21 protein-coding genes are annotated in these 24,109 nt (G+C 42.0%); 9 read left to right on the plus strand and 12 right to left on the minus strand.

Annotated elements, in window-relative coordinates; all coding sequences use genetic code 11:
• Position 1: 1 nt before the first annotated feature.
• From coaBC to slmA, 3 genes are all read left to right on the plus strand, one after another.
• A complete protein-coding gene (coaBC, locus tag AB6N04_RS16280) occupies positions 2-1,213 on the plus strand; it encodes a bifunctional phosphopantothenoylcysteine decarboxylase/phosphopantothenate--cysteine ligase CoaBC (RefSeq protein ID WP_369309269.1) in 1,212 nt (403 codons plus the stop codon).
• Positions 1,200-1,655, plus strand: coding sequence for a dUTP diphosphatase (dut, locus tag AB6N04_RS16285; protein ID WP_369309270.1), 456 nt, complete (start codon positions 1,200-1,202; stop codon positions 1,653-1,655). The genes coaBC and dut overlap by 14 nt, the downstream gene beginning before the upstream one ends.
• A 217-nt stretch (positions 1,656-1,872) precedes the next feature.
• Entirely contained in the window at positions 1,873-2,472 is a 600-nt protein-coding gene (gene slmA, locus AB6N04_RS16290; protein ID WP_369309271.1) for a nucleoid occlusion factor SlmA, read from the plus strand.
• Between the two features lie 52 nt (positions 2,473-2,524).
• On the opposite strand, the gene pyrE is transcribed toward slmA, so the two are convergent.
• Together pyrE and rph are read right to left on the minus strand one after the other, a co-directional pair.
• A complete protein-coding gene (pyrE, locus tag AB6N04_RS16295; RefSeq protein WP_369309272.1) occupies positions 2,525-3,166 on the minus strand; it encodes an orotate phosphoribosyltransferase in 642 nt (213 codons plus the stop codon).
• Between the two features lie 119 nt (positions 3,167-3,285).
• Positions 3,286-3,999: a ribonuclease PH gene (gene rph / locus AB6N04_RS16300; RefSeq protein ID WP_369309273.1), complete on the minus strand. Its 714-nt coding sequence runs from the start codon at positions 3,997-3,999 to the stop codon at positions 3,286-3,288.
• Between the two features lie 122 nt (positions 4,000-4,121).
• On the opposite strand from rph, the gene AB6N04_RS16305 reads away from it, so the two are divergent.
• On the plus strand, positions 4,122-4,985 hold the full coding sequence (locus AB6N04_RS16305) for a YicC/YloC family endoribonuclease (protein ID WP_369309274.1): 864 nt from the start codon (positions 4,122-4,124) through the stop codon (positions 4,983-4,985).
• Positions 4,986-5,050: 65 nt separating this feature from the next.
• On the opposite strand, the gene AB6N04_RS16310 is transcribed toward AB6N04_RS16305, so the two are convergent.
• The 3 genes from AB6N04_RS16310 to AB6N04_RS16320 are packed head-to-tail and all read right to left on the minus strand — an operon-like array spanning position 5,051 to position 8,939.
• Positions 5,051-5,923, minus strand: a complete 873-nt coding sequence (locus AB6N04_RS16310; protein WP_369309275.1) for a dimethyl sulfoxide reductase anchor subunit family protein — start codon at positions 5,921-5,923, stop codon at positions 5,051-5,053.
• Positions 5,920-6,549 (minus strand): DMSO/selenate family reductase complex B subunit, encoded by a 630-nt coding sequence (locus AB6N04_RS16315; RefSeq protein ID WP_369309276.1) that lies wholly within the window; start codon positions 6,547-6,549, stop codon positions 5,920-5,922. Before AB6N04_RS16315 ends, AB6N04_RS16310 begins: the two co-directional genes overlap by 4 nt.
• Entirely contained in the window at positions 6,546-8,939 is a 2,394-nt protein-coding gene (locus AB6N04_RS16320) for a DMSO/selenate family reductase complex A subunit (RefSeq protein WP_369309277.1), read from the minus strand. The genes AB6N04_RS16315 and AB6N04_RS16320 overlap by 4 nt, the downstream gene beginning before the upstream one ends.
• Positions 8,940-9,523: 584 nt before the next feature.
• On the opposite strand from AB6N04_RS16320, the gene AB6N04_RS16325 reads away from it, so the two are divergent.
• From AB6N04_RS16325 to thiM, 5 genes are all read left to right on the plus strand, one after another.
• Complete coding sequence (locus AB6N04_RS16325) at positions 9,524-10,834, plus strand: MFS transporter (protein ID WP_369309278.1); 1,311 nt, start codon at positions 9,524-9,526, stop codon at positions 10,832-10,834.
• 42 nt (positions 10,835-10,876) lie between these two features.
• Positions 10,877-11,524, plus strand: coding sequence for an RraA family protein (locus tag AB6N04_RS16330; protein ID WP_369309279.1), 648 nt, complete (start codon positions 10,877-10,879; stop codon positions 11,522-11,524).
• Between the two features lie 9 nt (positions 11,525-11,533).
• Complete coding sequence (locus AB6N04_RS16335; RefSeq protein WP_369309280.1) at positions 11,534-12,325, plus strand: carbon-nitrogen hydrolase family protein; 792 nt, start codon at positions 11,534-11,536, stop codon at positions 12,323-12,325.
• Positions 12,326-12,487: 162 nt separating this feature from the next.
• Positions 12,488-13,111 carry a GntR family transcriptional regulator gene (locus AB6N04_RS16340; protein WP_369309281.1) on the plus strand — a complete coding sequence of 208 codons (624 nt, stop codon included), beginning with the start codon at positions 12,488-12,490 and terminating at the stop codon, positions 13,109-13,111.
• 355 nt (positions 13,112-13,466) lie between these two features.
• Complete coding sequence (gene thiM / locus AB6N04_RS16345) at positions 13,467-14,246, plus strand: hydroxyethylthiazole kinase (RefSeq protein WP_369309282.1); 780 nt, start codon at positions 13,467-13,469, stop codon at positions 14,244-14,246.
• Between the two features lie 27 nt (positions 14,247-14,273).
• Here the strand turns inward: thiM and AB6N04_RS16350 are convergent, their stop codons facing one another.
• The 7 genes from AB6N04_RS16350 to fdhE all read right to left on the minus strand — a co-directional run bounded on the left by AB6N04_RS16350 (position 14,274) and on the right by fdhE (position 23,544).
• A complete protein-coding gene (locus AB6N04_RS16350) occupies positions 14,274-14,978 on the minus strand; it encodes a lipopolysaccharide core heptose(II) kinase RfaY (RefSeq protein WP_369309283.1) in 705 nt (234 codons plus the stop codon).
• A 191-nt stretch (positions 14,979-15,169) separates the two neighbouring features.
• Entirely contained in the window at positions 15,170-16,336 is a 1,167-nt protein-coding gene (locus AB6N04_RS16355) for a nucleotide sugar dehydrogenase (RefSeq protein WP_369309284.1), read from the minus strand.
• Between the two features lie 44 nt (positions 16,337-16,380).
• On the minus strand, positions 16,381-17,382 hold the full coding sequence (locus tag AB6N04_RS16360; protein ID WP_369309285.1) for an NAD-dependent epimerase: 1,002 nt from the start codon (positions 17,380-17,382) through the stop codon (positions 16,381-16,383).
• A 219-nt stretch (positions 17,383-17,601) separates the two neighbouring features.
• Positions 17,602-19,260 (minus strand): LTA synthase family protein, encoded by a 1,659-nt coding sequence (locus AB6N04_RS16365; protein ID WP_369309286.1) that lies wholly within the window; start codon positions 19,258-19,260, stop codon positions 17,602-17,604.
• A 69-nt stretch (positions 19,261-19,329) separates the two neighbouring features.
• Positions 19,330-21,198 carry a selenocysteine-specific translation elongation factor gene (gene selB / locus AB6N04_RS16370; protein WP_369309287.1) on the minus strand — a complete coding sequence of 623 codons (1,869 nt, stop codon included), beginning with the start codon at positions 21,196-21,198 and terminating at the stop codon, positions 19,330-19,332.
• Positions 21,195-22,586, minus strand: coding sequence for an L-seryl-tRNA(Sec) selenium transferase (selA, locus tag AB6N04_RS16375; protein WP_369309288.1), 1,392 nt, complete (start codon positions 22,584-22,586; stop codon positions 21,195-21,197). The genes selB and selA overlap by 4 nt, the downstream gene beginning before the upstream one ends.
• 22 nt (positions 22,587-22,608) lie before the next feature.
• Positions 22,609-23,544 (minus strand): formate dehydrogenase accessory protein FdhE, encoded by a 936-nt coding sequence (fdhE, locus tag AB6N04_RS16380; RefSeq protein ID WP_369309289.1) that lies wholly within the window; start codon positions 23,542-23,544, stop codon positions 22,609-22,611.
• Positions 23,545-24,109 lie beyond the last annotated feature (565 nt).

A 24,109-nucleotide genomic window follows, 5' to 3' on the forward strand; every position in this document is an offset into this window, starting at 1 on the left:
AATGAATCAACTATCACTATTGGGTAAACAGATAGTTATTGGTATCAGCGGGGGGATCGCCGCCTATAAAATCCCAGAACTGACGCGTCGCTTACGTGATCAAGGTGCAATTGTGCGTGTCGTGATGACTCAAGGCGCAAAGGCCTTTATTACCCCTCTGACTTTACAAGCCGTCTCTGGTCACCCGGTTGCTGACGACTTATTAGATCCTGCCGCTGAAGCGGCAATGGGTCATATTGAATTAGCTAAATGGGCAGATCTCATTATTTTAGCCCCAGCAACAGCGGACTTAATTGCTCGGCTTAATGCGGGTATGGCGAATGATTTACTCACCACAATTTGCCTTGCCAGTGCTGCACCGATCGCGGTTGTGCCAGCAATGAACCAACAAATGTATCGTGCTTATGCAACACAAGATAATTTAATCAGATTGAAACAACGCCAATATATGATTTGGGGACCCGCAGATGGGAGCCAAGCCTGTGGTGATATTGGTCCAGGTCGCATGATTGATCCACTCGACATTGTTCGTCTGGCTGGTGAATATTTCAATCCTAAGCTAGATTTACAAGGCATAAAACTGATGATCACCGCAGGCCCTACTCGCGAAGACTTGGATCCTGTTCGGTTTATCAGCAATCACAGTTCCGGAAAAATGGGGTTCGCTATCGCCCAAGCGGCAAGTCAACGAGGAGCCATAGTGACGCTAGTTGCAGGGCCTGTGAACCTAGAGACACCCATAGGCGTTAATCGGATTAACGTGGTAAGTGGCTTAGATATGTATGAAAAAGTGCACCAATCTGTCACTGAGCAAGATATTTTTATTGGCTGCGCGGCTGTTGCCGACTATCGAGCCAAGGTTGTCGCTGAAAATAAAATAAAAAAACAAGGGGATGAGTTTACGATCACACTTGTCAAAAACCCAGATATTGTGGCAAGTGTTGGCGCGCTTACAGAAAATCGCCCTTATGTGGTCGGATTTGCAGCGGAAACACAAAATGTGGAAGAATACGCACGACAAAAACGACAACAAAAACAATTAGATTTAATTTGTGCTAATGATGTTTCCCTTGCTGATAATGGGTTTAATAGCGACAACAACGCATTACACTTGTTTGATGCCAAAGGCGATACACGCTTGCCACATAGTAGTAAAATCGAATTAAGCCACTATTTACTTGACGAGATACTTCAACGTTATGAAAAAAATTGACCTAAAAATCCTTGATAGCCGTATCGGTAATGAGTTTCCTTTACCTACTTATGCAACAACAGGCTCAGCAGGCTTAGACTTACGCGCTTGCCTTGATGCACCTATTGATTTGGCACCAGGTCAAACAGAATTAATCCCAACAGGTTTGGCGATCCATATCGCGGATGAAAGCCTTGCGGCCGTTATTCTGCCTCGCTCAGGGTTAGGTCATAAACACGGCGTTGTACTCGGAAACCTTGTCGGCCTTATTGATTCAGATTATCAAGGCCAACTGATGGTTTCTGTTTGGAACCGTGGTGATAAAACCTTCACTGTGGAGCCTGGTGAACGTATGGCACAAATGGTTTTTGTTCCTGTTGTTCAAGCTGAATTTAATCTCGTTGATGATTTTGATGCAACCGAACGTGGTGAAGGTGGATTTGGCCATTCGGGTCGCCAATAAATAAAATATATTGATATTTAATATGCTATATAGAACCTGTTTTAGGTTCTATATTTATCAATTAAAACAATCAGTCGCATATTACCAAACAGAAAAATTGCTCAAAATTTACTTATACTCTCTATATTTTTAAACCTATTTTGCTCTGTAAGTCTCTTTACTCAGAGCGAAATTTTGGATAGTTTGTTTTGCTGTTTTAGCAGGGGTCTTATTAGACATGGCAGAAAAAACGACAACACAAAAACGTAACAGACGTGACGAGATCTTACAGGCTCTTGCGTTAATGTTAGAAAGTAGTGATGGTAGCCAACGCATTACGACTGCAAAACTTGCAGCCACCGTTGGTGTTTCAGAAGCAGCGTTATATCGGCATTTTCCCAGTAAAATGAAAATGTTTGATAGCCTTATCGGGTTTATTGAGGACTCGTTGGTTTCACGCATCAATCTGATTTTAAACGACGAAAAAGATACCATCATCAGAATTAAATTGATGTTAGCGTTAATATTAGGGTTTTCAGAGAAAAATCCTGGCTTAACGCGTATAATGACCGGTCATGCGCTTATGTTTGAACAAGACAGGCTGCAAGACCGTATTAACCAGTTGTTTGAGCGTATTGAATCCCAATTGCGCCAAGTGTTAAAAGAGAAGAAAATACGTGATGGTCATGGTTTTGTTCATGATGAATCGCTACTTGCTTCTCAGCTGCTCGCTTTTTGCGAAGGCATGTTATCGCGCTTCGTGCGTTCCGAATTTCGTTACCGACCAACCGTCGAGTTTGAAGCGCGCTGGCCTTTAATTTTAGCTCAGTTACAATAACCAATTATTAGTACTACTCACCCCGCCCGTTTTTTTGGGCGAGGGGATTTTTTTAAATACCGTATTGCTCACGATACGCTTTCATCGCCGCTAAATGCACTTCCATACCTTCTTGTTCAGAAAGATACGTAATCAAATCATTCATGGTAATAATTGAATGCACTTTACAGCCATAGTCACGCTCAACCTCTTGTACCGCTGAGATTTCACCTTTCCCTTTCTCTTGTCTATCTAAGCACAGTAAAACACCATTCAATGTTGCTTTCTGTTGCTTTATGATTTCCATCGATTCACGGATTGCTGTCCCCGCTGTTATCACATCATCAACCACAAGCACACGACCTTGTAGAGGGCTCCCCACTAACATTCCCCCTTCACCGTGATCTTTGGCTTCTTTACGATTAAAGCAGTATGGCATATCGATATCATGATGCTCTGCCAGTGCGACTGCCATTGTGGTGGCAATTGGAATACCTTTATAGGCAGGTCCAAAAATCACATCACACGCTATCGCACTCTCTTGCAGTGCTTGCGCATAAAAACGACCGACAAGTGCCAAATCACGTCCGGTATTAAATAACCCCGCATTAAAAAAGTATGGGCTTTTGCGACCTGATTTCAGCGTAAACTCACCAAATTTCAGTACCTGTTTTTTCATGGCAAGTTCAATAAAATCGCGCTGATAGGCTTTCATTGGTCATTCTCCTCATTGATGACTGTTTTGTATGTCTAACGTCTTTGTGCTGATGAATTTATAGGTCAATCAGCAGGTATAAAAAAGGCGACTTTTCAGCCGCCTATTCAAAAATTAACTTATTTCAGCGCTTCTCGCTGAGCTTCAAAAATGGTATTTAGCCCCGTTTTGGCTAATGCTAACAAGGCAAGTAATTCCTCATGGCTAAACGGTTCACCTTCCGCTGTACCTTGTACTTCAATCATACGACCATCATCCATCATAACGACGTTCATGTCCGTTTCCGCCGCAGAATCTTCAACATATTCAAGGTCGCAAAGTGCTTCTTGATTAACGATCCCGACAGAAACCGCAGCAACCATCGACTTGAGAGGGCTTTTCGCAATTTTCCCCTCAGCCACCATATGATTCAGTGCATCCACCAGTGCCACACAAGCCCCTGAGATAGCAGCGGTGCGTGTACCACCATCCGCTTGGATAACATCACAGTCTAAAGTAATGGTGAACTCGCCTAATTTTTTTAGATCAACGGCTGCACGTAATGAACGCGCAATTAAACGTTGAATTTCCATTGTACGACCCGTTTGTTTACCACGAGCGGCTTCACGCTGATTGCGGGAATTTGTTGCACGGGGTAGCATGCCATACTCTGCGGTTACCCAGCCTTGGCCTTGACCTTTTAAAAAGCGAGGTACCCCCTCTTCTACCGTTGCATTACATAACACCTTAGTGTCGCCAAACTCAATAAGAACAGAGCCTTCTGCGTGCTTTGTATAATTGCGCGTGATGGTAATTGGACGCATTTGGTCCGCTTTTCTATCTGCTGGGCGCATGGTGTTATCTCCGTTATCAACTCAAATTGGGACGCATTATACGTCCTTAAAACGATAATGCCTATCCTGTCATCTCTCATAGCGCTATAATCCCATTATCTTATCGATAATAGGAACGAATTATGATCCGTAGTATGACCGCTTTTGCCCGCCGTGATATCAAGGGTGAATGGGGGAATGCGGCCTGGGAGCTGCGTTCCGTAAACCAACGTTATTTAGAAACGTATATCCGTTTACCTGAGCAATTCAGAAGCCTTGAACCGGTTATTCGCGAGCGTCTTCGTTCTCGTTTAACACGCGGAAAAGTGGAGTGTAATCTGCGTTTTGAATTAGACGGTGCTAACCGTAGTGAACTCATTCTCAATGAGCAATTAGCCCGTCAATTAATTAGTGCCGCAAATTGGGTTAAAAATTACAGTCATGAAGGTGAAATTAACCCATTAGAAATTTTACGTTGGCCGGGAGTTATGTCCGCTGGCGAGCAGGATTTGGATGCCATCAGCGAGCAATTAATGGTCGGCTTAGATGAAACCATCGACGCCTTTATCCAAAGCCGTGAAGCCGAAGGGGCTTCATTGCATGCGTTAATTGAGCAACGCCTTGATGCTGTTTTAGTTGAGGTAGCAAAAGTCCGTAAACATATGCCAGAAATTCTGCAATGGCAACGTGAACGCCTGCAAAGCAAGCTCGAAGAAGCTGAAATTCAAGTGGATAATAACCGCTTAGAACAAGAGCTTATTTTGCTTGCTCAACGTATTGATGTTGCAGAAGAATTGGACAGATTAGAATCCCATGTTAAAGAAACTCGTAATATCTTAAAGAAAAAAGACGCTAATGGTCGCCGCCTTGACTTTATGATGCAAGAGTTTAACCGTGAATCGAATACGCTGGCCTCAAAATCGATTAATAGTGAAGTGACGAATTCCGCAGTTGAGCTTAAAGTCTTAATCGAGCAAATGAGAGAACAGATCCAGAATATTGAATAACATCTTTATGGGCTGTTAATCTTTGATAGCTGACACCCCCCTTGCTCTTCACAAGGGGGGTTTTATTATTTAACAATAAAAAATGCAAAGCGATTAAGAATTTCACTAATGAATATAATAATGCAAGCAAGGGTAATTATTTGAGTACTTGCAATAAACGTCACCGACCGATTTTTCCATGCCTGATATCCCAAGAGTAAAATACCAATAATTCCCCAGCTCCACGCAGACAAACGAAGGAGAAAAGTGCCTGTATAGGCTATTTCAGGAGATTGCGGAAATGTAATGGCATTTGAATTAATCACAATGTTCGATAACCACTCTAAATAAAATGGTTGCACAGTCATTCGAATGACGAAAGCAAGAAATATCACTAATAATGCACTGACAACTAACTTATTCGTTAATTCTACACTAATCAAAGTACGGCTTCTTTTAGTCGTCAATCCTAGGGCAATGGCTCCGCCAGTCGCGAAAACTGAACCAAAGAACATAAAGTATGTATTGACATGCATCCACGTCACCATCGAGGTATTAAAATATAAAGACGCCATACAATAAATATCGATAAGCCCCAGTAAACCAATCAATGCAAGAATAGTGTTGTTCATTCTCCCTTTGATCAAAACAACTAAAGTGTATAAACACAATGCGCCAAGATACACAGCAGCAAATACAACTTCACGGCTTAACCAAGACGATGAAATATGGCGAAGGGCATGAAATGCATTCCATGGATACCCCATATGTAACGTTGAAGCTAATAGCCCCAAACATCCGAGAATAGCTGCAAGGATTAAAACTGGCTTCATGATGGTAGTGGATTGTTGAGTCCCCACTTCTTTTTCAATCCAGCAAAAATACAGTGCGCTAAATATCACTACACCCACAGAGCTTTGTACTAATAGGGTGAATGCAACAAGTGGCCATTCGCTCATAATGCGTTTTCTCCTTTATCGATAGCACCAGAGTGAGGCTTGATCACTAAATTGGGCTGTGTAATATCTGCATCTGGAAGGCCTTGAACTTGGCTCAAGTGACCATATTTTTCTCTTAGCATTTTTATTGGGCCAAATTTGATGGCATTCAGTGGGCAAGTATCGACACAAATTGGATTTTGCCCCTTAGCGAGCAGATCAACACAAAAATCGCACTTAGACATTTGTCCTGTTTGCTCATTAAGCTGTGGTGCGCCGTAGGGGCAAGACCATGAACAATATCCACAGCCAACACATTTGCTGGTATCAACGCGCACAATGCCATCACCATCACGTTTATGCATCGCTGTCGTCGGGCAGTTTTTAACGCAAATCGGGTCATCGCAGTGATTACAAGAGATGGTTAACGTATATGAAAAGACATTATTCACGTAACCACCTTGACCATTAGGTGCAAAACCGCCACCTTGCACTTCATAAATACGGCGAAAACGGCGACCTACCTCAAGATCATTTTTATCTTTACAGGCGACTTGGCAGGCCTTGCAACCAGAACAACGTGATGAATCAATAAAAAACCCCAATTGTTCGTCACTGACAGAGGCATATTCTCTAAAATCACTCATACTTTTGCGACCTCAACTAAAACCGTTAAATGCGAATTACCGTGAGCAAGGGGAGTCATACGCGTTGATGTTAAAACGTTAGGGCAACCACCGTGGTCGATGCCGTCTTTATCTGGGTTCCACCAGGCTCCAGCTTGCATGCCAACAACGCCAGGAATAATGCGCTGAGTCACGAGAGCAGGGATTTGTGTAATTCCGCGGTCGTTGAAAATTCGCACCATATCACCGGTTTTGATATCTCTTTGTTGCGCATCGATAGGGTTGATCCACAACTCTTGTCGTTGTACTTCCTGTAGCAGTGGGTTGGAGTATTGCGTGGAGTTAGCGCGATTTTTGCCTTTCCATGTCAACATTTGTAGGGAATATTTCTCAGTTAATGGGTCTTCTGGTCCTTCAATAGCAGGGACATAATGAGAAAGAGCAGGAATATCAGGATTGTCCATGTCATAGAGACGTTTAGAAAATAGTTCAATCTTACCTGAAGGTGTAGGAAAGGGGTTATTATCAATATCTTGAATATTTTTCTCAAACGCAACAAAACCGATATCTTTAAAAAGATAGCGGCGTGATTTGACTAATTCATCAAAGGTTGGAAAATCCGGTCTATCAGGGAATCTCGCTTTATTAACATTAACAAGATGTTCAATCCATTGTTTCTCGGTACGATTTTCGGTAAACGCTTCTTTGACACCCATTTTTTCGGCAACGTCGGTGATCCATTCATAATCGGAGCGACGCTCAAAATCAGGCTCAATGACTTTTTCAGATAAAATAAAATAGCTTCCGGTACCCCATGTATCGCCAATATTCCAGCGTTCCATAAAACTGGTTTCGGGTAATACAAGGTCGGCATATTTTGCTGAAGGTGAAAGGTAGAGATCACTCGAAACAATAAACTCAACTTTTGATTCATCGGCTAATAATTTTGCAGCCGCATTCACATCTGGATTCTGATTAACCAAATAGTTGCCCGCGAGAGAGAAGATCATTTTAATATTGGTATCAAGTTTATCAGCGCCCAATAAACCATCTTCTGGTCGCACTTTGCTAGCATCTTCAACAGCTTGCATCCAGTTCATAATAGAGATTTTGGCTTTAATCGGATTTTCACCAATATCAGGGCCATGCATCGATTGGCGGTTACCAATCCCACCATAACCTGCCGCCCATGCGCCGCGCTTGCCAACATTGCCTGTAATTGCCGCTAATAAGGTTGAACCACGAGCACTACGCTCACCACAGATATGGCGCTGTGGTCCCCAGCCTTGGATCAGTGCAGCTGGTTTTGTCATCGCATATTCACGGGCAAGCTGACGGATTGTATTTGCGGGAACCTTAGTTATTTTTTCCGCCCATTCAGGTGTTTTATGAATGCCATCTTTTTTGCCCATTAGATAGGCGACTAAAGATTCATTTGCTGGAACACCTTCAGGCATGTTCTCCTCATCAAAACCAATAACATACTTATCAATGAATGGCTTATCATGTAAGTTTTCACTGACAATCACATACATCATGGCATCTAGAAGCGCGTTATCTGTCGTTGGTAATAATGGTATCCACTGATCGGCTAAAGATTGTGCTGTATCTGAATAGCGAGGATCGACAACAATAAACTTGGTGCCATTATTCTTCATTTTTTGAAAATAGTGATTGGTATGGCCAAAAACGGTTTCGTTTGGATTATGGCCCCACAAAATAACTAAGGGGGTATTTTCTAGTGTATCTAAAGAACTTCCTGAACGTGAGGTACCATAAGTGTAGGGAGTTGCTTTTACCGTATTACCTAAGCTGACAGAATGGTAATAAGGCAAATACCCGCCTGTGAGATTAAATAATTTCTTCATCATGGTATCACCAGAGAAAATGCCCCCAGTGACGGCGGTATTTACCGTAAGAAAACGGCTGGCTGCACCATATTTTTCGGTTAAACGGGTGATATTTTCAGCGATGATGGTGGTTGCTTCATCCCATGAAATACGCTCAAACTTACCTTCACCACGCTGACCAATTCGCTTCATTGGGTATTTCAAGCGGTTCGCATCGTAAATAAACTTGCGGTAGCCTCTACCACGAACACAGGCTCGCATGATAGGCATAGTTTCATCCAGTTCATTATCTGGGCGGGTTGTGATACGAGTCACTACGCCATCTTTGACGTGTGCGCGAATATCACATTTTCCACCACAGTCAAAAGTACTGCATGTGGCCACCACGTCTGTACCGTCATCTAACACATTTGTAATGGGGATCTGAGTCGTTTGTGCTTTTACATTGCTTGAAATAAAAGGCAAGCTGATGAGTGCCGCACTCGTTTGCACGAAATGACGGCGACTAACTGAAAACGCACCAGTTTCTTGCAAATTTCCATTTGTTATTTTTCTAGACATAGCATTCTCAAAAAAGATGATTTGGATTCACCGTCATGATAGGAATAGGGTTGTTAAGCCTTATTGATTAATATCAATACTACTTTAGTGGTGGGCGTTTATCTGGAAATTGGGAAATAGCGTGATACAACCTGCGAAAATATGATGTGAAAGTGTTTCTCGTTAGCATTTAGTTATAGTAAAAATCAAATAACTATTCACAATAATGATAAACATAATTTGTTATCGGCAAGTTGGAAAAGCCAGAAGATCAATATATTGAATTTCGCCTGATAACACAGAGTGGATGAATATTTAACCTCACTTAATGTCTATCATTTCCAATGAAAAAGTAGTGCCCCTCTTTTTCAGAAATCCGCATAACCATTTGATTAACATCATTAATTACCTGATAATTGATTCATTATTTAAAAATATGAGCTCGCTCATAAATTCACCAATTGTTTTGATTTCAATCACAGATAGCAAAACAGATCTTTGACAGGCCAATAACGGGTTATTAACATACATCTTGTATACAAGATGAATTCAATATAAATACAACAAAATTAATGACCTCTACAGACCAATAAAAAGGTAAGACTATGTCATACAAAGACTCTGTGATAGCACCTACCGCGAAAGACTCACCAGGGCGTTTACGTTGGGGATTAGCCGCCATATTTTTTATCATCGGTTTAATTGCTTATATGGATCGCGCCAATATTTCCATTGTGGCTGAACATATGATGACCGATTTAGGTATGAGTAAAGTCCAATTTGGTTTTTTAGGCGCGTTATTTTCTCTCGGCTATGCATTAGCGCAAATTCCCAGTGGGATATTGGCGGAGCGATTTGGTAGCCGATTAATCGCCACTATTAGCTTATATATTTGGTCCGCGTTTACCATTCTAACTGTTGTTGCGCCTACTTATCTCTGGTTATGTATCGTTCGTTTTCTCTTTGGCGTTGGTGAAGCTCCCTTGTACCCCTCAAATGCGGTTTTTAATACTTGGTGGTTTCGCCAAAATGAAAAAGCCAGAGCTGCAAGTTTCTTATTAGCGGGCTCCTATTTTGGTCCAGTCATCGCACCGACCCTGACTGTTTTCATTATGATTTCTTTCGGTTGGCACGCTGTTTTCTATATCTTTGGTGTTATTGGCATCTTAATTGGCTTGATCTGGTACTTCTGTGCTCGTAACAAGCCAGAACAGCATCCTAAGATCTCACAAAGCGAAATCGCATTTATACAAAGCGGTCGAACAATCAGTGAACATGGCGGTGAGGATGTCAAAGCACCATGGCGTAAGTTTATGAAAGAAGGTCCGTTTTGGGCCGTTGGTTTTCAATACTTTTTTGTCGTTTATATGACCACGTTATTCATGATTTGGCTCCCGACTTACCTTCAAGAAGCCCGTGGTTTTTCATTAACACAGATGGGAGTCGCTGCAAGTTTCCCTTGGTTAGCCATCTGTATTGCCGTACTTACCGCAGGATCCATATCTGACTGGTTACTCAACAAGGGTTACTCCCAATTAGTGGCGAGAGGTTATATCGCTATCACCGGTTTCATCCTGTTTATTGTTGGTATTTGTGGTGCAGCTCAAACAGAAAGCGCCGTTGCAAGTGTTGTTTGGCTCACCCTTGCGCTGGGTTCTTTAGGCCTGCCCGTTGTTACATCATGGGCGATCGCGGCGGATAAAGGTCGTCAATACGCAGGCTCCGTAAGCGGGTGGATGAATCTCTGGGGTAACCTTGGCGGTGTTATCTCCCCTATTTTATGCGGTTGGCTGGCTCAATACTTTGGATGGACAGTCGCCTTACTTTTCAATGTGATACCTATTAGCTTAGCGATTATTTGCTGGTTTTTCATTCAACCTGATAAGCCTTTAGCGGCTGCTGTAAGCCAAGATTAGTTTTACTCATATTCTGAACAATATAACGATTAAAGGTGCCTTATGTTTACATTAAATCCTCGTGTTACCTGTTTTAGCCAAGAAGTCATCGAAAGCTGCCGTGATGTTTGTCCATCAACAATTGGCCATATGACTGATTTTGGTTTTATCAAAACACTGCGCCCACAAATTGAAAAGGCGCAATTTATTGGTCCGGCAGTGACGGTACGTATTCCGCATATGGACTCTTCTGCGGTACATAAAGTTTTTGATATCGTTCAAGAAGGCGATGTGGTTTGCATTGATATGTCTGGAGACTATGATCGCGCCTGTTGGGGTGAGATGGTGTCCTACATGGCTCGAGCAAAAAAAATTGCAGGTGCAGTTATCGATGGTTGTGTCACTGATATTAAAGCGTTACGGGAGATAGGGGTTCCTGTCTTTGCTCGTAAAGTCAGCCCGCTAACGACTCGGATCTTAGGTATCGAAGGGGCAATCAACGTACCAATCAGTGTGGATGGCGTCACTATCCACCCAGGGAATTTAATTATTGCGGATGGGGATGGCATTTTAGTGGCAGATGAAGTGACATTACAAGAATACCGCCAACGAGCACTTAATGCTCAACATGCTGAAATTGATGTGAAAAAGCGTATCGATGCAGGTGAAACCTTAGCGGCTATTTCGGGCGCTGCAAAATTTTTCGAATAAGGAGGGAATATGAAAGTTGCCATTGCACAATTAGCCAGCAGCCCCAACAAAGAACAGAATTTGAAAAAAGCGTGTGAGGCTATCCAAAAAGCTGCTCAAGGCGGTGCGGATTTACTACTATTACCTGAGATGTTTATGGCATTTGTTCCCGCTGATAGCGGTATTAGCTATGCGGAGGTTGCAGAGCCTGTTGATGGCCCTTTTGTCACGCAGTTGGCAAAAACCGCTCAACAATATGGCATTTATGTGATTTGTGGAATCTATGAAAGTGCCCCGAATGAGCCGAAAAGAGCATTCAACACGACAATTATGTTGAACCGCCAAGGTGAGCTTATTTATCACTACCAAAAAACTCATCTGTACGATGCCTTCTCATATCAGGAATCCCTCAACATTATTCAAAGTAATAATGCGTTAAAACCTGTGGAAACTGAATTTGGCAAGATTGGCGTTTTAGTTTGTTATGAACTACGTTTCCCAGAAGTTGCTCGAAAACTGACCTTAGCAGGCGCGGATCTTATACTGGTACCCACTGCATGGGTAAGTGGGCCCCTTAAAGAGGAACACTACCAAACTTTAGTCAAAGCACGCGCTTTGGAGAATACAATCCCTGTCTGCGCATGTGACCAAACTGGTAATATTTTTATAGGCCGTAGCCTTGTTTGTGATGCGCTTGGCGTAACCATTGCCTCTGCTGGCTACGATGAAACACTCTTTTTTGCTGAAATATCAACGCAGCATACCGCAGAAACGCGAGAAAAATTACCTTGCATGCAAAACCGACGCCCTGAGCTGTATTAGTCTAAAAAACTGGCAAGGACGCTGGTTTATTCAACACATCAAGCTCAATTACTCATCAAAATTTAACCGCCCCCTAAATAATATAAAACTAGTGCATTGCTTGTATACCAGTCTATTCCTTTCTATACTCACTGAAATTTCTACTTTTAACACAAGATCCTCATGAAAGATAAACCACTCAGCCAACAAGCCTATACGGCAATTAAGCACAAAATTCTCAGTAAGCAGTTTGGCGAAGAAAGCTACACCTCCGAGAACAGTTTAGTTGAAGAGCTTGGTATGAGCCGCACACCAATTCGTGAAGCACTGTATCAGTTGCAAAACGAAGGTTTAGTTAAAATTATTCCTCGTAAAGGGGTGTTTATCCAAAAACTTTCTTTAAAAGAAACCCGGGATAATTATGATTTACGCTTAGCCATTGAGTCTCATGCCATTAAGCTTGTCCGCGATTATTTGACAGAGGAACACTTTGCTTATTTAAACGCCATTATTGAAAAGCAAAAAGACCTGCTTGCTGAAAATAATTACCAAGGTTGGGTGAAAGAAGATGAACGCTTTCATCGATTTTTTTTAGAGTTACTCGATAACACTGTCTTTTTAGATTTAGCAGATAATATTCGCCAGCGTGTTTATTTTCAGCCAGACCCTATTTATCGCAATGAATATTATTGTGAGTCTACACGTCAACATCAGCTACTTGTCGAACAGTTGCAGAAAAAAGCGTTCAGTCAAGCGGAAGAAACACTGACAGAGCATATTTTACGCGGCAAGCGTAACTATGTTTAGCGTTGAGTTGCGCCAAAAAGAAAAAGCCAAATTCATGGCTTTAAGGTTGTTGACAAAGTGGGATAGCTATCGCAAATGCTATTTTAACGACTCAAGCTAATGTGGTGGTTTGCGGTGGAACCTTAACACCCAAAAATCATTTCTTTGAGATGATGAAAGAGTCCTAATTGTCTGCATTTCCTCATATTCAAACCCGTATTTATGCTGCTAATGATTCTTATGAAATTGTCGCACAAGGTGCTGGAGGGATGGTGATGGAAAAATACCTCTCGGATTAACCTATCCTTTCATTAACAGGGATAGCGTGTAGAATAAATTCACTATTTTATGCTCTATCACGCTAAATGAGGGGATCATGACTGAATTTGAACACATCAACGACACGATAAAATCACAGATATTACAGCAAATTCATCGCCAATCCCCACTAGTGCATTGCATGACTAATGATGTGGTCCAAACCTTTACAGCGAATGTGCTATTAGCGCTCGGCTGTTCCCCTGCCATGGTAATAGAGCCTGAAGAAGCTGAGCAGTTTGCTGCAATGGCGAACAGCTTATTAATTAATGTAGGTACCCTTACAGCGGATAGGCAGCACGCCATGCAACGTGCGGTACACAGTGCAAATAGTGCAGGCACTCCTTGGGTTCTTGACCCTGTTGCCGTTGGCGCTTTAACTTTTCGTACTCGTTTTTGCCATGAATTACTGGCACTTAAACCTGCGGCTATTCGTGGTAATGCATCAGAGATCATGGCATTAGCAGGCGCTAGCCTTGGTGGTCGGGGAGTGGATTCACAAAATTCCACAGACGACGCCCTTCCCGCCGCACAGTCACTGGCCAAACAAGTCGACACGATAATCGCCATCAGTGGTGAAATCGATTATATCACTGATGGTGCACGCACAATGGCTATCGAAGGTGGCGATATTTTGATGACGCGTGTGGTTGGTACAGGGTGCGCACTCTCTGCCGTGGTTGCCGCTAGCTGCGCGCTTTCCGGGGATAGACTACAACATGTTGCGACCGCTTGCGCTCTTATGAAACAAGCGGGAAAAACCGCAACACAGCACTGTCGTGGCACGGGCAGTTTTATTCCAGAATTTTTGGATGCACTTTATCAATTAAATCAGTAAGTTTGCAAAAAAGAAAACTCAGTTACATTATAACCGAGTTTTCTTACCTCTGAGTTTTCTTGACCAATGGCGGAATTTATCCCTAAAGCGAATAAACCGATAAGCCCAATTTTTTTTGTCCGGTTCAATACCATAAAAACGTTTTAACGCAATTAAATCATTGGCTTTACATATTGTTAAGTTGCCATAATCAGACAAATCAATGACTTTCAGCCCATCATCTGTTAGAACAAAATTACCCGCATGAATATCATTAGAGGATAAATCATAATGATGGAGCTGCTTAATCACTGATTTTATTGCAGGATAATAAGGCGTTAAATCATCAAATTGAGATAACACCGTTCCCTCAACATATTCCGCAATAATCCACGTTTCAACCGATTCTCGGCATTGCATTTTTTCCGCGACAAAATAGATATCATTGGTGACATTGCAGCCCTGATTTTGTGCTGAAATTAACCGCATAAATAGGCGAGAATAAAACGGACCGGATAACATACGCATCACCCGCTTTTCAATGCGCTTATCTCGCTCTTTTTCACATTTGATAATATAGCTTCGACCATCAAGTTGAATGCGCGCAACACTTCGCTCCGCATTGCCACTACCTAAATCTTTGCCAACAATCTTCCCATCGATATAGTCATTCACGACTTGCCAAAAATCAATCTCCCCCGCTCTTTGGTAAGTCGTGAAGTCGTCTCTTTGCTTTTTTATAATTTTTTGCATGACAACAACACCCGTTTTTTAATCAATCGGCGGATGCTAGCAAATGAACAAAGACATTTCTTAACGATTCTTGCAAAAAGCGGTTTAAAGATAGAGATATTGCGGGGTATCGCACAGAATGAGAGGTAGTTAAGGAAAGATATGGCAAAAAATAGGCTGGCAAGTTGCCAACCTATTCTTACCATCATTGCTTAATCATTACCAAATAAGTCACGGGTATAGACTTTATCGGCCACATCTTCGATTTCAGGCACCATGCGGTTGGCCAAAATAATGTCGCATTGAGCTTTAAATTCCGCCAAGTCATTGACCACTTTTGAACGGAAAAACTCGGTTTCCTTCATCACCGGCTCATATACCACTACTTCAATGCCTTTAGCCTTGATGCGCTTCATGATCCCCTGTACCGCCGAAGCACGGAAGTTGTCCGAGCCTGCTTTCATCACTAACCGATAAACCCCCACTTTACGTGGCGCTTTAGCAATAATCGCATCAGAAATAAAGTCCTTACGGGTGCGGTTGGATTCGACGATGGCGTTAATCAGGTTATTCGGTACGTCATCGTAGTTGGCGAGCAACTGCTTAGTATCTTTCGGTAAACAATAACCGCCATAACCGAACGATGGGTTATTATAGTGGTTACCAATACGTGGGTCTAAAGAGACGCCTTCAATGATTTGGCGAGCATTTAAACCGCGGCTTTCTGCATAGGTATCCAGCTCATTAAAGTACGCAACACGCATCGCTAAGTAGGTGTTAGCAAATAACTTGATAGCTTCCGCCTCCGTGCCATCCGTAAATAGCACAGGCACATCCTTCTTGATCGCCCCTTCCAGCAGTAAGTCAGCAAAAATTTGAGCGCGCTCAGAACGCTCTCCCACCACAATACGAGACGGGTGCAGGTTATCCCACAATGCGCGCCCTTCACGTAAGAACTCTGGAGAGAAGATGACGTTGCTGTAGCCAAACTCTTCACGTAAACGGGCAGTAAAACCCACAGGAATGGTGGATTTGACGATAATCGTGGCTGCTGGATTGATTTCATTCACATCATGAATGACGGATTCCACTGATTGGGTATTGAAATAGTTGGTTTTTGGGTCGTAATCCGTCGGGGTGGCGACAATCACGTACTGCGCCCCCGTATAGGCTTCAACTTTATTTTCAGTGGCACGGAAGTTGAGTGTTTTTTCCGTTAAAAACTGTTCAATTTCCGCGTCGACAATCGGTGATTGATGGTTGTTTAACATCGCCACTTTTTCAGGAATGATATCCACTGCCACCACTTCGTGGTGTTGTGACAGTAACATGGCGTTAGATAGACCGACGTAGCCAGTCCCTGCGATTGCTATTTTCAAACTTGCCTCTCAAATCCTACTACGGATATTACAGGTTATTGATATTATTGATGGTAATAAGAACGATACCAATCAACAAACGCCTGAACACCCTGTTCAATAGAAACCTGTGGGCGATAACCTGTTACCTTAAACAGGTCTTCAGTATCTGCCCAAGTGGTGTATACATCCCCAGCCTGCATCGGTAAAAAGTTTTTAATCGCTTCTTTACCAAGGGCTTTTTCTAATGCAGAAATAAACTCAATCAGTTTCACGGGTTGCCCATTACCAATATTATAGATGCGATACGGGGCACTGCTTTGTGCGGGCGATGCCGAATGATTGTTAGGGTCTGCTTGAGGGATTATATCGGAAATTCGGATCACACCTTCCACAATATCGTCAACAAAAGTGAAATCACGGCTGAGATTGCCGTTATTATAAACATCGATAGGTTCACCCGCTAAAATCGCTTTGGTAAATTTAAATAACGCCATGTCAGGACGCCCCCATGGTCCATACACCGTAAAGAAGCGCAGGCCAGTTGTCGGCAACTGGTAGAGGTGCGAATAGGAATGGGACATTAATTCATTGGCTTTCTTTGTGGCTGCATACAGCGAAATCGGGTGATCCGTTGGCATATCGGTAGTAAACGGTGTCTTGTCAGTCACACCGTACACAGAACTGGAGGAGGCATACACCAAATGCTTCACTTTAGCCTGACGGCAGCCTTCCAAAATCGAGAGATGGCCTGTTAGGTTACTGTCTGCATAGGCAAATGGGTTTTCTAACGAGTAACGCACGCCCGCTTGCGCGGCAAGGTGAATAACCCTATCGAACTGCTCTTGAGTACACAATACCCTAACTGTTTCACGATCCGTTAAATCGAGATGAATAAAGCGAAATAAAGGGTGCTGTTCTAATAAATGTAAGCGAGATTGTTTAAGCCCCTGATCGTAATAGGCATTTAGGTTATCAATCCCAACGACTTCATGCCCATTTTCCAATAAGCGCTGACATAGCCTAAAACCAATAAAACCTGCACTTCCCGTGACCAAGTATTTCATATTTATTGTCTTCTAGCGTTAAACCATTCACAAAGCTCAAAAGAGCACCAAATACACAAAAAAATTAACTTAATTTAAGACAAAAAAAACAGAGAATGGTTTTATGGTTAAAACAATAATGCGTAAAAAAGTAGAAAACCTTAAGAAAACATTAATATTTCAAAAGGTTAAATAGAAAAGGCCGCCGGATTATTAAAACCTGCGGCCAATAGTCACAATTTATTGCGCGTCGTTTTTATCTGCGGCTTCTAGTGTACGGTAAACATAATTCCGATAACTGTCTAAAAGCTTCTGGTCTTCGCAATCATTTAATTTGCCATCACATAAATGGCGCATTTTGATATTTGCTTCATAGAATGGAGAAACCTTTAAGTTGGCTCTTTCTAGTAAAATTCCACCTAAAAATGAAATATCTGTTAATGCACCTGTTTTGATCGCCGTGCCCGATTTTAAATTATCCCGCAGCGTAAATTGTGTTAAATAAGCAGGGGATGAAAATGGCGAATCATACTGATTTAAACTAATGCCCGGTTGATGGTCACCAAAATACAAGAACATGAGGGGGCGATCACGCTTATCAATAAACTCGGCGAAATCGCGTATTGCACCATCGGATGCCATAATTTTTTCCATATAGTGGCTAAATTCGCCAGCGGCATCTTTATGTTTAATTTTCTCTTTTATGCCAAAATCATCACTATGCGTTTCTTTATAAGGGCCGTGCTCATACATGGTTAGTGAGAAAATAAAAACTGGCTTATCTGTTTCTTTCGCTAAGATTTCTTTGACATATTTCAGCATGTCATCCGTACTGATAGTCCATAAATTATCTTGTAATTTACCAGGGTAACCTAGCTCCTGTGGTTGAATAATTCTATCCACCCCTAATGTTTCATATGCATGACCTGAATGGTAAGCCCCTTTATTAAATGGGGTAAGCACAACAGTATAATAACCATTGGCTTTCATCTCTTTAAATAGGCTGTTTTTCAGGTTGTCGACAATAAAGTAAAACACGCCACTTTTTTGTGCGCCGAAATCATCACTATTTAACCCGGTTAAGGCGGAGAACTCGGATAACCAAGTACCGCCACCAAAGGTTTGGACTCGCATTTGACTATGGGCAACCACTCCTGCATCTTGCTGGAACATAAATAAATTAGGGAGTTTTGTACCTTCGGGTAAATCATAAATATGCGGGTCAACTGTGGATTCTTGCAGTAATAGAACGATATCAGGTTTTTCTGATGATACATTATTTTCTAATGATACTGTCGCTGCTTTTTCAATAAAATAATCAGCGGAACCTGCAAACTCGGGGGATTTATAACTGGAGTTTTTAGCGGACATAATAATATTAGTGACCGTTCCTCGCCCTTTTGGTAATGTTTGAGACCATCGATCATAATAATGGGCGCTGGCAAAGTCAGCACCAAAATAACCAATAATAACAAGCAACAAACCTAAGATACGTGGGAGTTTCGATTTACTCGCCTTAATTAAACGCCAACTAATAACGCCATTAATTACTAATAAAATTAATAACCCAGCTAATGCCACAGCAGCCAACCAATAATGGCTTAAAGTCCCCATATTGGAGGTATCTGTCATGATATTAATATCAGAGAAGAAAAGCTGTTCTTTATAGTAATGGACTTTTAACTGATTTAGGAATTTTATGATAATAAATAAAGTGCTAGTAATCGCTACAGAGAATAACCAGCGCGCAGTTAATACCATTAAAATACCGAATAAAACGGCATATACACTGACCGATATTAGCACAGGATAAATCACGCTACCTTTCTCAAATACTAAGAAAAGAGAGCCAATAAAGATCAATGCCAGATAAAAGCCTGCAAATAACTTTTTCTTCATCAGTTTTACCACAAGTTTAATATGATAGGTTGCTATGAGGAACCATTATAGCGCACCAAAACATTCAATTTATTCAACGAAAATGCCTTTATCTCGTAAATAGTGTCCATCGCCTTTACGGCGAGTAAAACCGCTTTTATCAAAAAATTCAAGTATTTGTATCGCAAGCTTTCGGCCAATGCCTAATTTATTACGAAAATCGGCAGCAAAAATAACTTCATTTTCCAAGCAGTGACGATGGATCAGTGAGGCAAAATGGGTAATTTGTTCATGACTATAATAACGATCACGGACAATCGCCGTAATCAACCCCATTTGAGCCGCTTTTTTGAGCAAACGCCGCATGGTATCTTCTTCATGACCCGTCTCAGCCGCTAAATCACGTACCCACCAAGCTTCATTACGTGTCAATAAAGGGGAAATTTGTTGCCAGATCACTTCCTGTTGGGCATCAAAAATAAGCCCATGCTGCGGCATATGCAACCAACCGCGGGTTTGTTTGATAACGCCATCTTCAATCAAATCATTAATCAGTTTAAAAACTAACGTATCACTCATTGAAGGCAGTGCCATGCGTTTTAAACGCGCTTTTCCAACACCAATTTGGTCGCTATGTGTTTCATTGAACTTTTCAAGAGTTTGCACTAAACGGTCTTTCGCCACTTGTGCTTTAAAAGCAGAGAGAACGCTAGTTCCAACACGTTCTGCATCTGTTTGCACTAACACATTTTCGAGTGCTTCACGGGTTAATTGCCTTGCCCAAGCATAATCTTGTAGATTTAATTCCCCTTGAGGGAGTTGTAACTTGAAATGTGTGAGTTCATCGTCTTCTTTAGACAATAAGGCTAACCAATCTAAAAATTCGGGAAGGCGCTTTCCTCGACGCGGAGAGGTTAAACGAATAACTCTCGCTCCCCCTAAAGTTTGGCGAGCGCTAATATCACGAATAATCAACCGATCATTATCTGCTAACCATAATGGAGTATCTAAGATTAACTCAGCAAGAAAGGGGGTTTCTCCTTGTTCAACCAACAAAGAAACTCGCCCAGTGATATGACTTGCTCCATGGTATAAATGAACAGGTTGCCAATGCTTAATCAGTGGATCACACGCCAGTTCAACAATCACACGATTGGCAATAAATGCAGGTTGCTCTGCTAATAACCAATCACCACGGGTGATATCTTCTTTATCAATATCACCAGAAAGGTTTAGTGCGACACGGTCGCCTGCCTGTGCAAAGTCTGCGGCTTGGTTCTGCCGATGGATCCCTCTAACACGTACTTGCTTATCTGCACCTGTCACCCACAAAGAACCGCCAACCTGAATTTGACCCGCAAGTGCCGTTCCCGTCACCACAATCCCTGCACCTTTGACATGGAAAACACGGTCAATCGCTAAGCGAAAACGACGCTGTAAGTTTTCATGTGTTTCACTTTGCTGATGTCGCTGTTGCAGGTATTGGCGTAATGTATCAATACCGCGTCCATCTTGGGTCGAGGTGATAAATAAAGCTGCATCAGGCCAACCTTGTCGAGATAGCTCAGTTTTAACCTCTTCAGCTACCTGCTCAATACGTTGCTGATTAACTCGATCTGCCTTAGTTAAAATAACGGTAATATTTTGGCAACCTGCAAACCTAAGAATAGACAAGTGTTCAAGTGTTTGGGCCATCACGCCATCATCACACGCAACAACAAGGAGTGCATGGTTGATTCCACCAATTCCTGCCAACATATTGGCTAAGAATTTTTCATGCCCTGGGACATCAATAAAACCGACTGCACTACCATCAGGTTGTGGCCAATAAGCGTAGCCCAAATCGATAGTCATTCCGCGTTTCTTCTCTTCAGGAAGATGAGCGGTATTTACACCTGTAATCGCTTGAATTAATGATGTTTTACCATGGTCAACATGGCCTGCAGTTGCAAAAATCATGAGAGTAAAACCTGTAATAATGCGTGTTCATCGTCAAGGCAACGTAGATCAAGCCACAATTTTCCCTCTTTCATCCGGCCAATTACAGGTTGAGGTAGCTTGCGCCAATGAGATGCCAACTGCTCTAATGTGCCGCCTTTGCCATTCAAAGGCGCAAAGGTAATGGCGAAACTTGGCAACCTGTCAATGGGTAATGAACCGCTACCAATTTGTGACAAGCAAGCTTCAATTTCAACGATAAACTTATCCCCATAAAACGCTTGTAAAGCCACTAGCACATTGTTTGCACTACGACGGATGGTCTCAGGATCACGGGTTAACCAACGTAACGTCGGTAAGTCATTGGTCAGTTTTTCAGGGGTAAGATAGAGTTTTAATGTGGCTTCTAATGCCGCTAGCGTCATTTTGTCGACCCGCAGTGCACGTTTTAATGGGTGTTTTTGAATGGCGTCGATCCATTTTTTCTTCCCAAGTATGATCCCCGCTTGTGGGCCACCAAGAAGCTTATCACCCGAAATAGAAACTAAATCAATGCCTTGAGCTAAATAGGTATGAGGCATAGGCTCTGCTGGCAAGCCATACGCGGTCATATCAATCATTGAACCACTGCCTAAATCAATGGCTGTGGGCAATTGATATTTCCTGCCTAATTCCGCCAGTTTATGACCTTCAACTTCAGCGGTAAAACCTTGGATGCTGTAGTTACTGGTGTGTACCTTCATTAATAATGAAGTCTGTTCATTAATCGCATTTTCATAATCACGTAAGTGAGTGCGATTAGTGGTGCCCACTTCAACCAGTTGGCAACCCGCTTGAGACATCACATCAGGCACGCGAAAAGCACCGCCAATTTCAACTAATTCACCTCGAGAAACAATCACTTGTTTCCCATTGGCCACTGTTGCAAGCAACAATAAAACCGCAGCGGCATTATTATTTACAATACAAGCATCCTCTGCTCCTGTTAGTTCGCAGAGGAGATCGGCAATCGCGCGGTCACGGTGTCCTCGCATTGCACCATCCAGAGAATATTCTAATGTGACAGGTGAACTCATCACTTGGCTAACTGCGTCAATCGCCGTTTTGGACATCACTGCTCGTCCAAGATTGGTGTGCAACACGGTTCCTGTTAGGTTAAACACATTTTTTAATGCACTTTTCCCTAACTCATCGTGGCGTCGTGCTAACTCTTTTAGCCAATCTGTGTGCCATTCGGGTAATTTACCTTGCTGTGAAATACACTTTCGCGCTTGTTCCTGCATTTCACGTAAGCACGTGGTAACCCAATGCAACCCCGACTGCTCAACGCATATTTGCACTTCATCGAGCTGTAATAGTTTGTCGACTGCGGGTAATTGTCGATATAACGCTAAGTTTGCTTCCACCATAGTCACGATTCTCTTTTACTGCTTATTTTTCGCCGGGAAAAAGAAACGGGTTAATGCTGCTACGGGCAAAACCTTCTTCTTCCATGCGTGCATCAAGAATAATTGAGGCTAAGTCATCCGCAACAGCTTCCACTTTGGCTTCTTTTTCTTGGTAAAGAATTTTAAGATAGCTACCACAATCACCGCAGCTTTCGGCTTTAACCGCCGCATTTTCATCATCAAGGGACCAATAGTTCAATTTGCCTGTTTGTTCACAGTTGCTGCACTTCACACGCACCATATGCCATTCGGTTTCACATAAGTTACAGTGCAAATAACGCAGACCTTGTGAAGTCCCGATTTGGACAATGCTGGAAACTGGCATGCTATTACATACTGGGCAGAAGTGGCGATGATCGCCGTGTTCTGCGCGAGCTTTACCCGGAATACTTGCCGCCATTTGCGCCCAATAAACAGAAAGCGCCGCCCAAATAAACATTGATTTATCCGCAGGGACTTTTTCAAATTGTTCGTTTAATAACGCAGTCGCCATGGTTTCTAATTCGTTTTCAGATGCTTTATCCAGATTTTCAAGCGCAGGGCGTACAGATTCAGGCACAACTGGCATTAACTCAGCAATAATTGATTTTAATAATTTGTGCCAATGGGTTGTACGAAGCAGCGTTTTTGCATCTAAAGGAGGTTGATTAGTGTTTATTGAACGTTCTAAAACCGCAGCCATATCAATATCTAATGGATTATCATGCTGTGCATTGTGTTGTGCTGTCGCGACTTCAGCAGCAAAATTAAGATAATCTGCAAAAGGATGCTCACCAATGCCAAGTTCTTTCAATCTTTCTGCTCGACGTTGATATAAGTTTTTTAAGTTAGGGAACAAAACTGGCGGAATAAAACCAATGCCTTTTTCTTTTAATCTTTCTTGTCCTAACTCTTCTTTAGGAACGATACGAATACCCATTGCATTCTCTCTTTTCTATTTTTTATAACGACTATTCCCGAAAAATGGTCAACCACTTTCCCGAAGCGTCTTTGCTCATCATATTTTATCTCTAATGTTCAGGATAAAACAAAAGTAGCCTTGAGGCTACTCCAGGCCTTGATTTATCCAGCGCAATAACCCATGGTAGATCAAGGTAAATGTAAATCAGCATGATGATTCATTTATTTGATATAAAAAATTTGTTATCACTAGGATAAAAATTTATATCTCATCAATCAAAGAGGTTAACACTGAGATTACGACAATAAAGAGTTCGCGCTAGCAATAGCTAATTTGCCCAATATTGTGGCATTAACTTATTATAATAATCCGTGTTTTTAGTGGCGATGTTTAGTTAAAATAAACAAACATATTCAAGTAATAGCGCATGAATATATTGTGGAAAAATGGAATATAAAAAGCATTATTAGTCAATAAATTACGCAACTAAATTGTATTTAGTCGCGTAATTTTGAAATAACAGTTTTCCTTTTTAGAAGCTATAACTGTTCCTTTGGTATAATGGAAATACCAAATAAAAGAT

This window comes from Providencia rettgeri, from assembly GCF_041075285.1.
Lineage (GTDB): Bacteria > Pseudomonadota > Gammaproteobacteria > Enterobacterales > Enterobacteriaceae > Providencia > Providencia rettgeri_G.

Excerpts from the sequence above, each read along its gene's own strand:
- fdhE (WP_369309289.1), bottom strand. The coding sequence starts at position 23,544 with ATGGGTATTCGTATCGTTCCTAAAGAAGAGTTAGGACAAGAAAGATTA.
- rph (WP_369309273.1), bottom strand. The coding sequence starts at position 3,999 with ATGCGCCCAGCAGATAGAAAAGCGGACCAAATGCGTCCAATTACCATC.
- selA (WP_369309288.1), bottom strand. The coding sequence starts at position 22,586 with ATGGTGGAAGCAAACTTAGCGTTATATCGACAATTACCCGCAGTCGAC.
- AB6N04_RS16350 (WP_369309283.1), bottom strand. The coding sequence starts at position 14,978 with ATGCAAAAAATTATAAAAAAGCAAAGAGACGACTTCACGACTTACCAA.
- pyrE (WP_369309272.1), bottom strand. The coding sequence starts at position 3,166 with ATGAAAGCCTATCAGCGCGATTTTATTGAACTTGCCATGAAAAAACAG.
- dut (WP_369309270.1), top strand. The coding sequence starts at position 1,200 with ATGAAAAAAATTGACCTAAAAATCCTTGATAGCCGTATCGGTAATGAG.
- AB6N04_RS16365 (WP_369309286.1), bottom strand. The coding sequence starts at position 19,260 with ATGAAGAAAAAGTTATTTGCAGGCTTTTATCTGGCATTGATCTTTATT.
- slmA (WP_369309271.1), top strand. The coding sequence starts at position 1,873 with ATGGCAGAAAAAACGACAACACAAAAACGTAACAGACGTGACGAGATC.
- AB6N04_RS16330 (WP_369309279.1), top strand. The coding sequence starts at position 10,877 with ATGTTTACATTAAATCCTCGTGTTACCTGTTTTAGCCAAGAAGTCATC.
- AB6N04_RS16335 (WP_369309280.1), top strand. The coding sequence starts at position 11,534 with ATGAAAGTTGCCATTGCACAATTAGCCAGCAGCCCCAACAAAGAACAG.
- AB6N04_RS16310 (WP_369309275.1), bottom strand. The coding sequence starts at position 5,923 with ATGAGCGAATGGCCACTTGTTGCATTCACCCTATTAGTACAAAGCTCT.
- coaBC (WP_369309269.1), top strand. The coding sequence starts at position 2 with ATGAATCAACTATCACTATTGGGTAAACAGATAGTTATTGGTATCAGC.
- thiM (WP_369309282.1), top strand. The coding sequence starts at position 13,467 with ATGACTGAATTTGAACACATCAACGACACGATAAAATCACAGATATTA.
- AB6N04_RS16315 (WP_369309276.1), bottom strand. The coding sequence starts at position 6,549 with ATGAGTGATTTTAGAGAATATGCCTCTGTCAGTGACGAACAATTGGGG.
- AB6N04_RS16320 (WP_369309277.1), bottom strand. The coding sequence starts at position 8,939 with ATGTCTAGAAAAATAACAAATGGAAATTTGCAAGAAACTGGTGCGTTT.
- AB6N04_RS16360 (WP_369309285.1), bottom strand. The coding sequence starts at position 17,382 with ATGAAATACTTGGTCACGGGAAGTGCAGGTTTTATTGGTTTTAGGCTA.
- AB6N04_RS16340 (WP_369309281.1), top strand. The coding sequence starts at position 12,488 with ATGAAAGATAAACCACTCAGCCAACAAGCCTATACGGCAATTAAGCAC.
- AB6N04_RS16305 (WP_369309274.1), top strand. The coding sequence starts at position 4,122 with ATGATCCGTAGTATGACCGCTTTTGCCCGCCGTGATATCAAGGGTGAA.
- AB6N04_RS16325 (WP_369309278.1), top strand. The coding sequence starts at position 9,524 with ATGTCATACAAAGACTCTGTGATAGCACCTACCGCGAAAGACTCACCA.
- selB (WP_369309287.1), bottom strand. The coding sequence starts at position 21,198 with ATGATTTTTGCAACTGCAGGCCATGTTGACCATGGTAAAACATCATTA.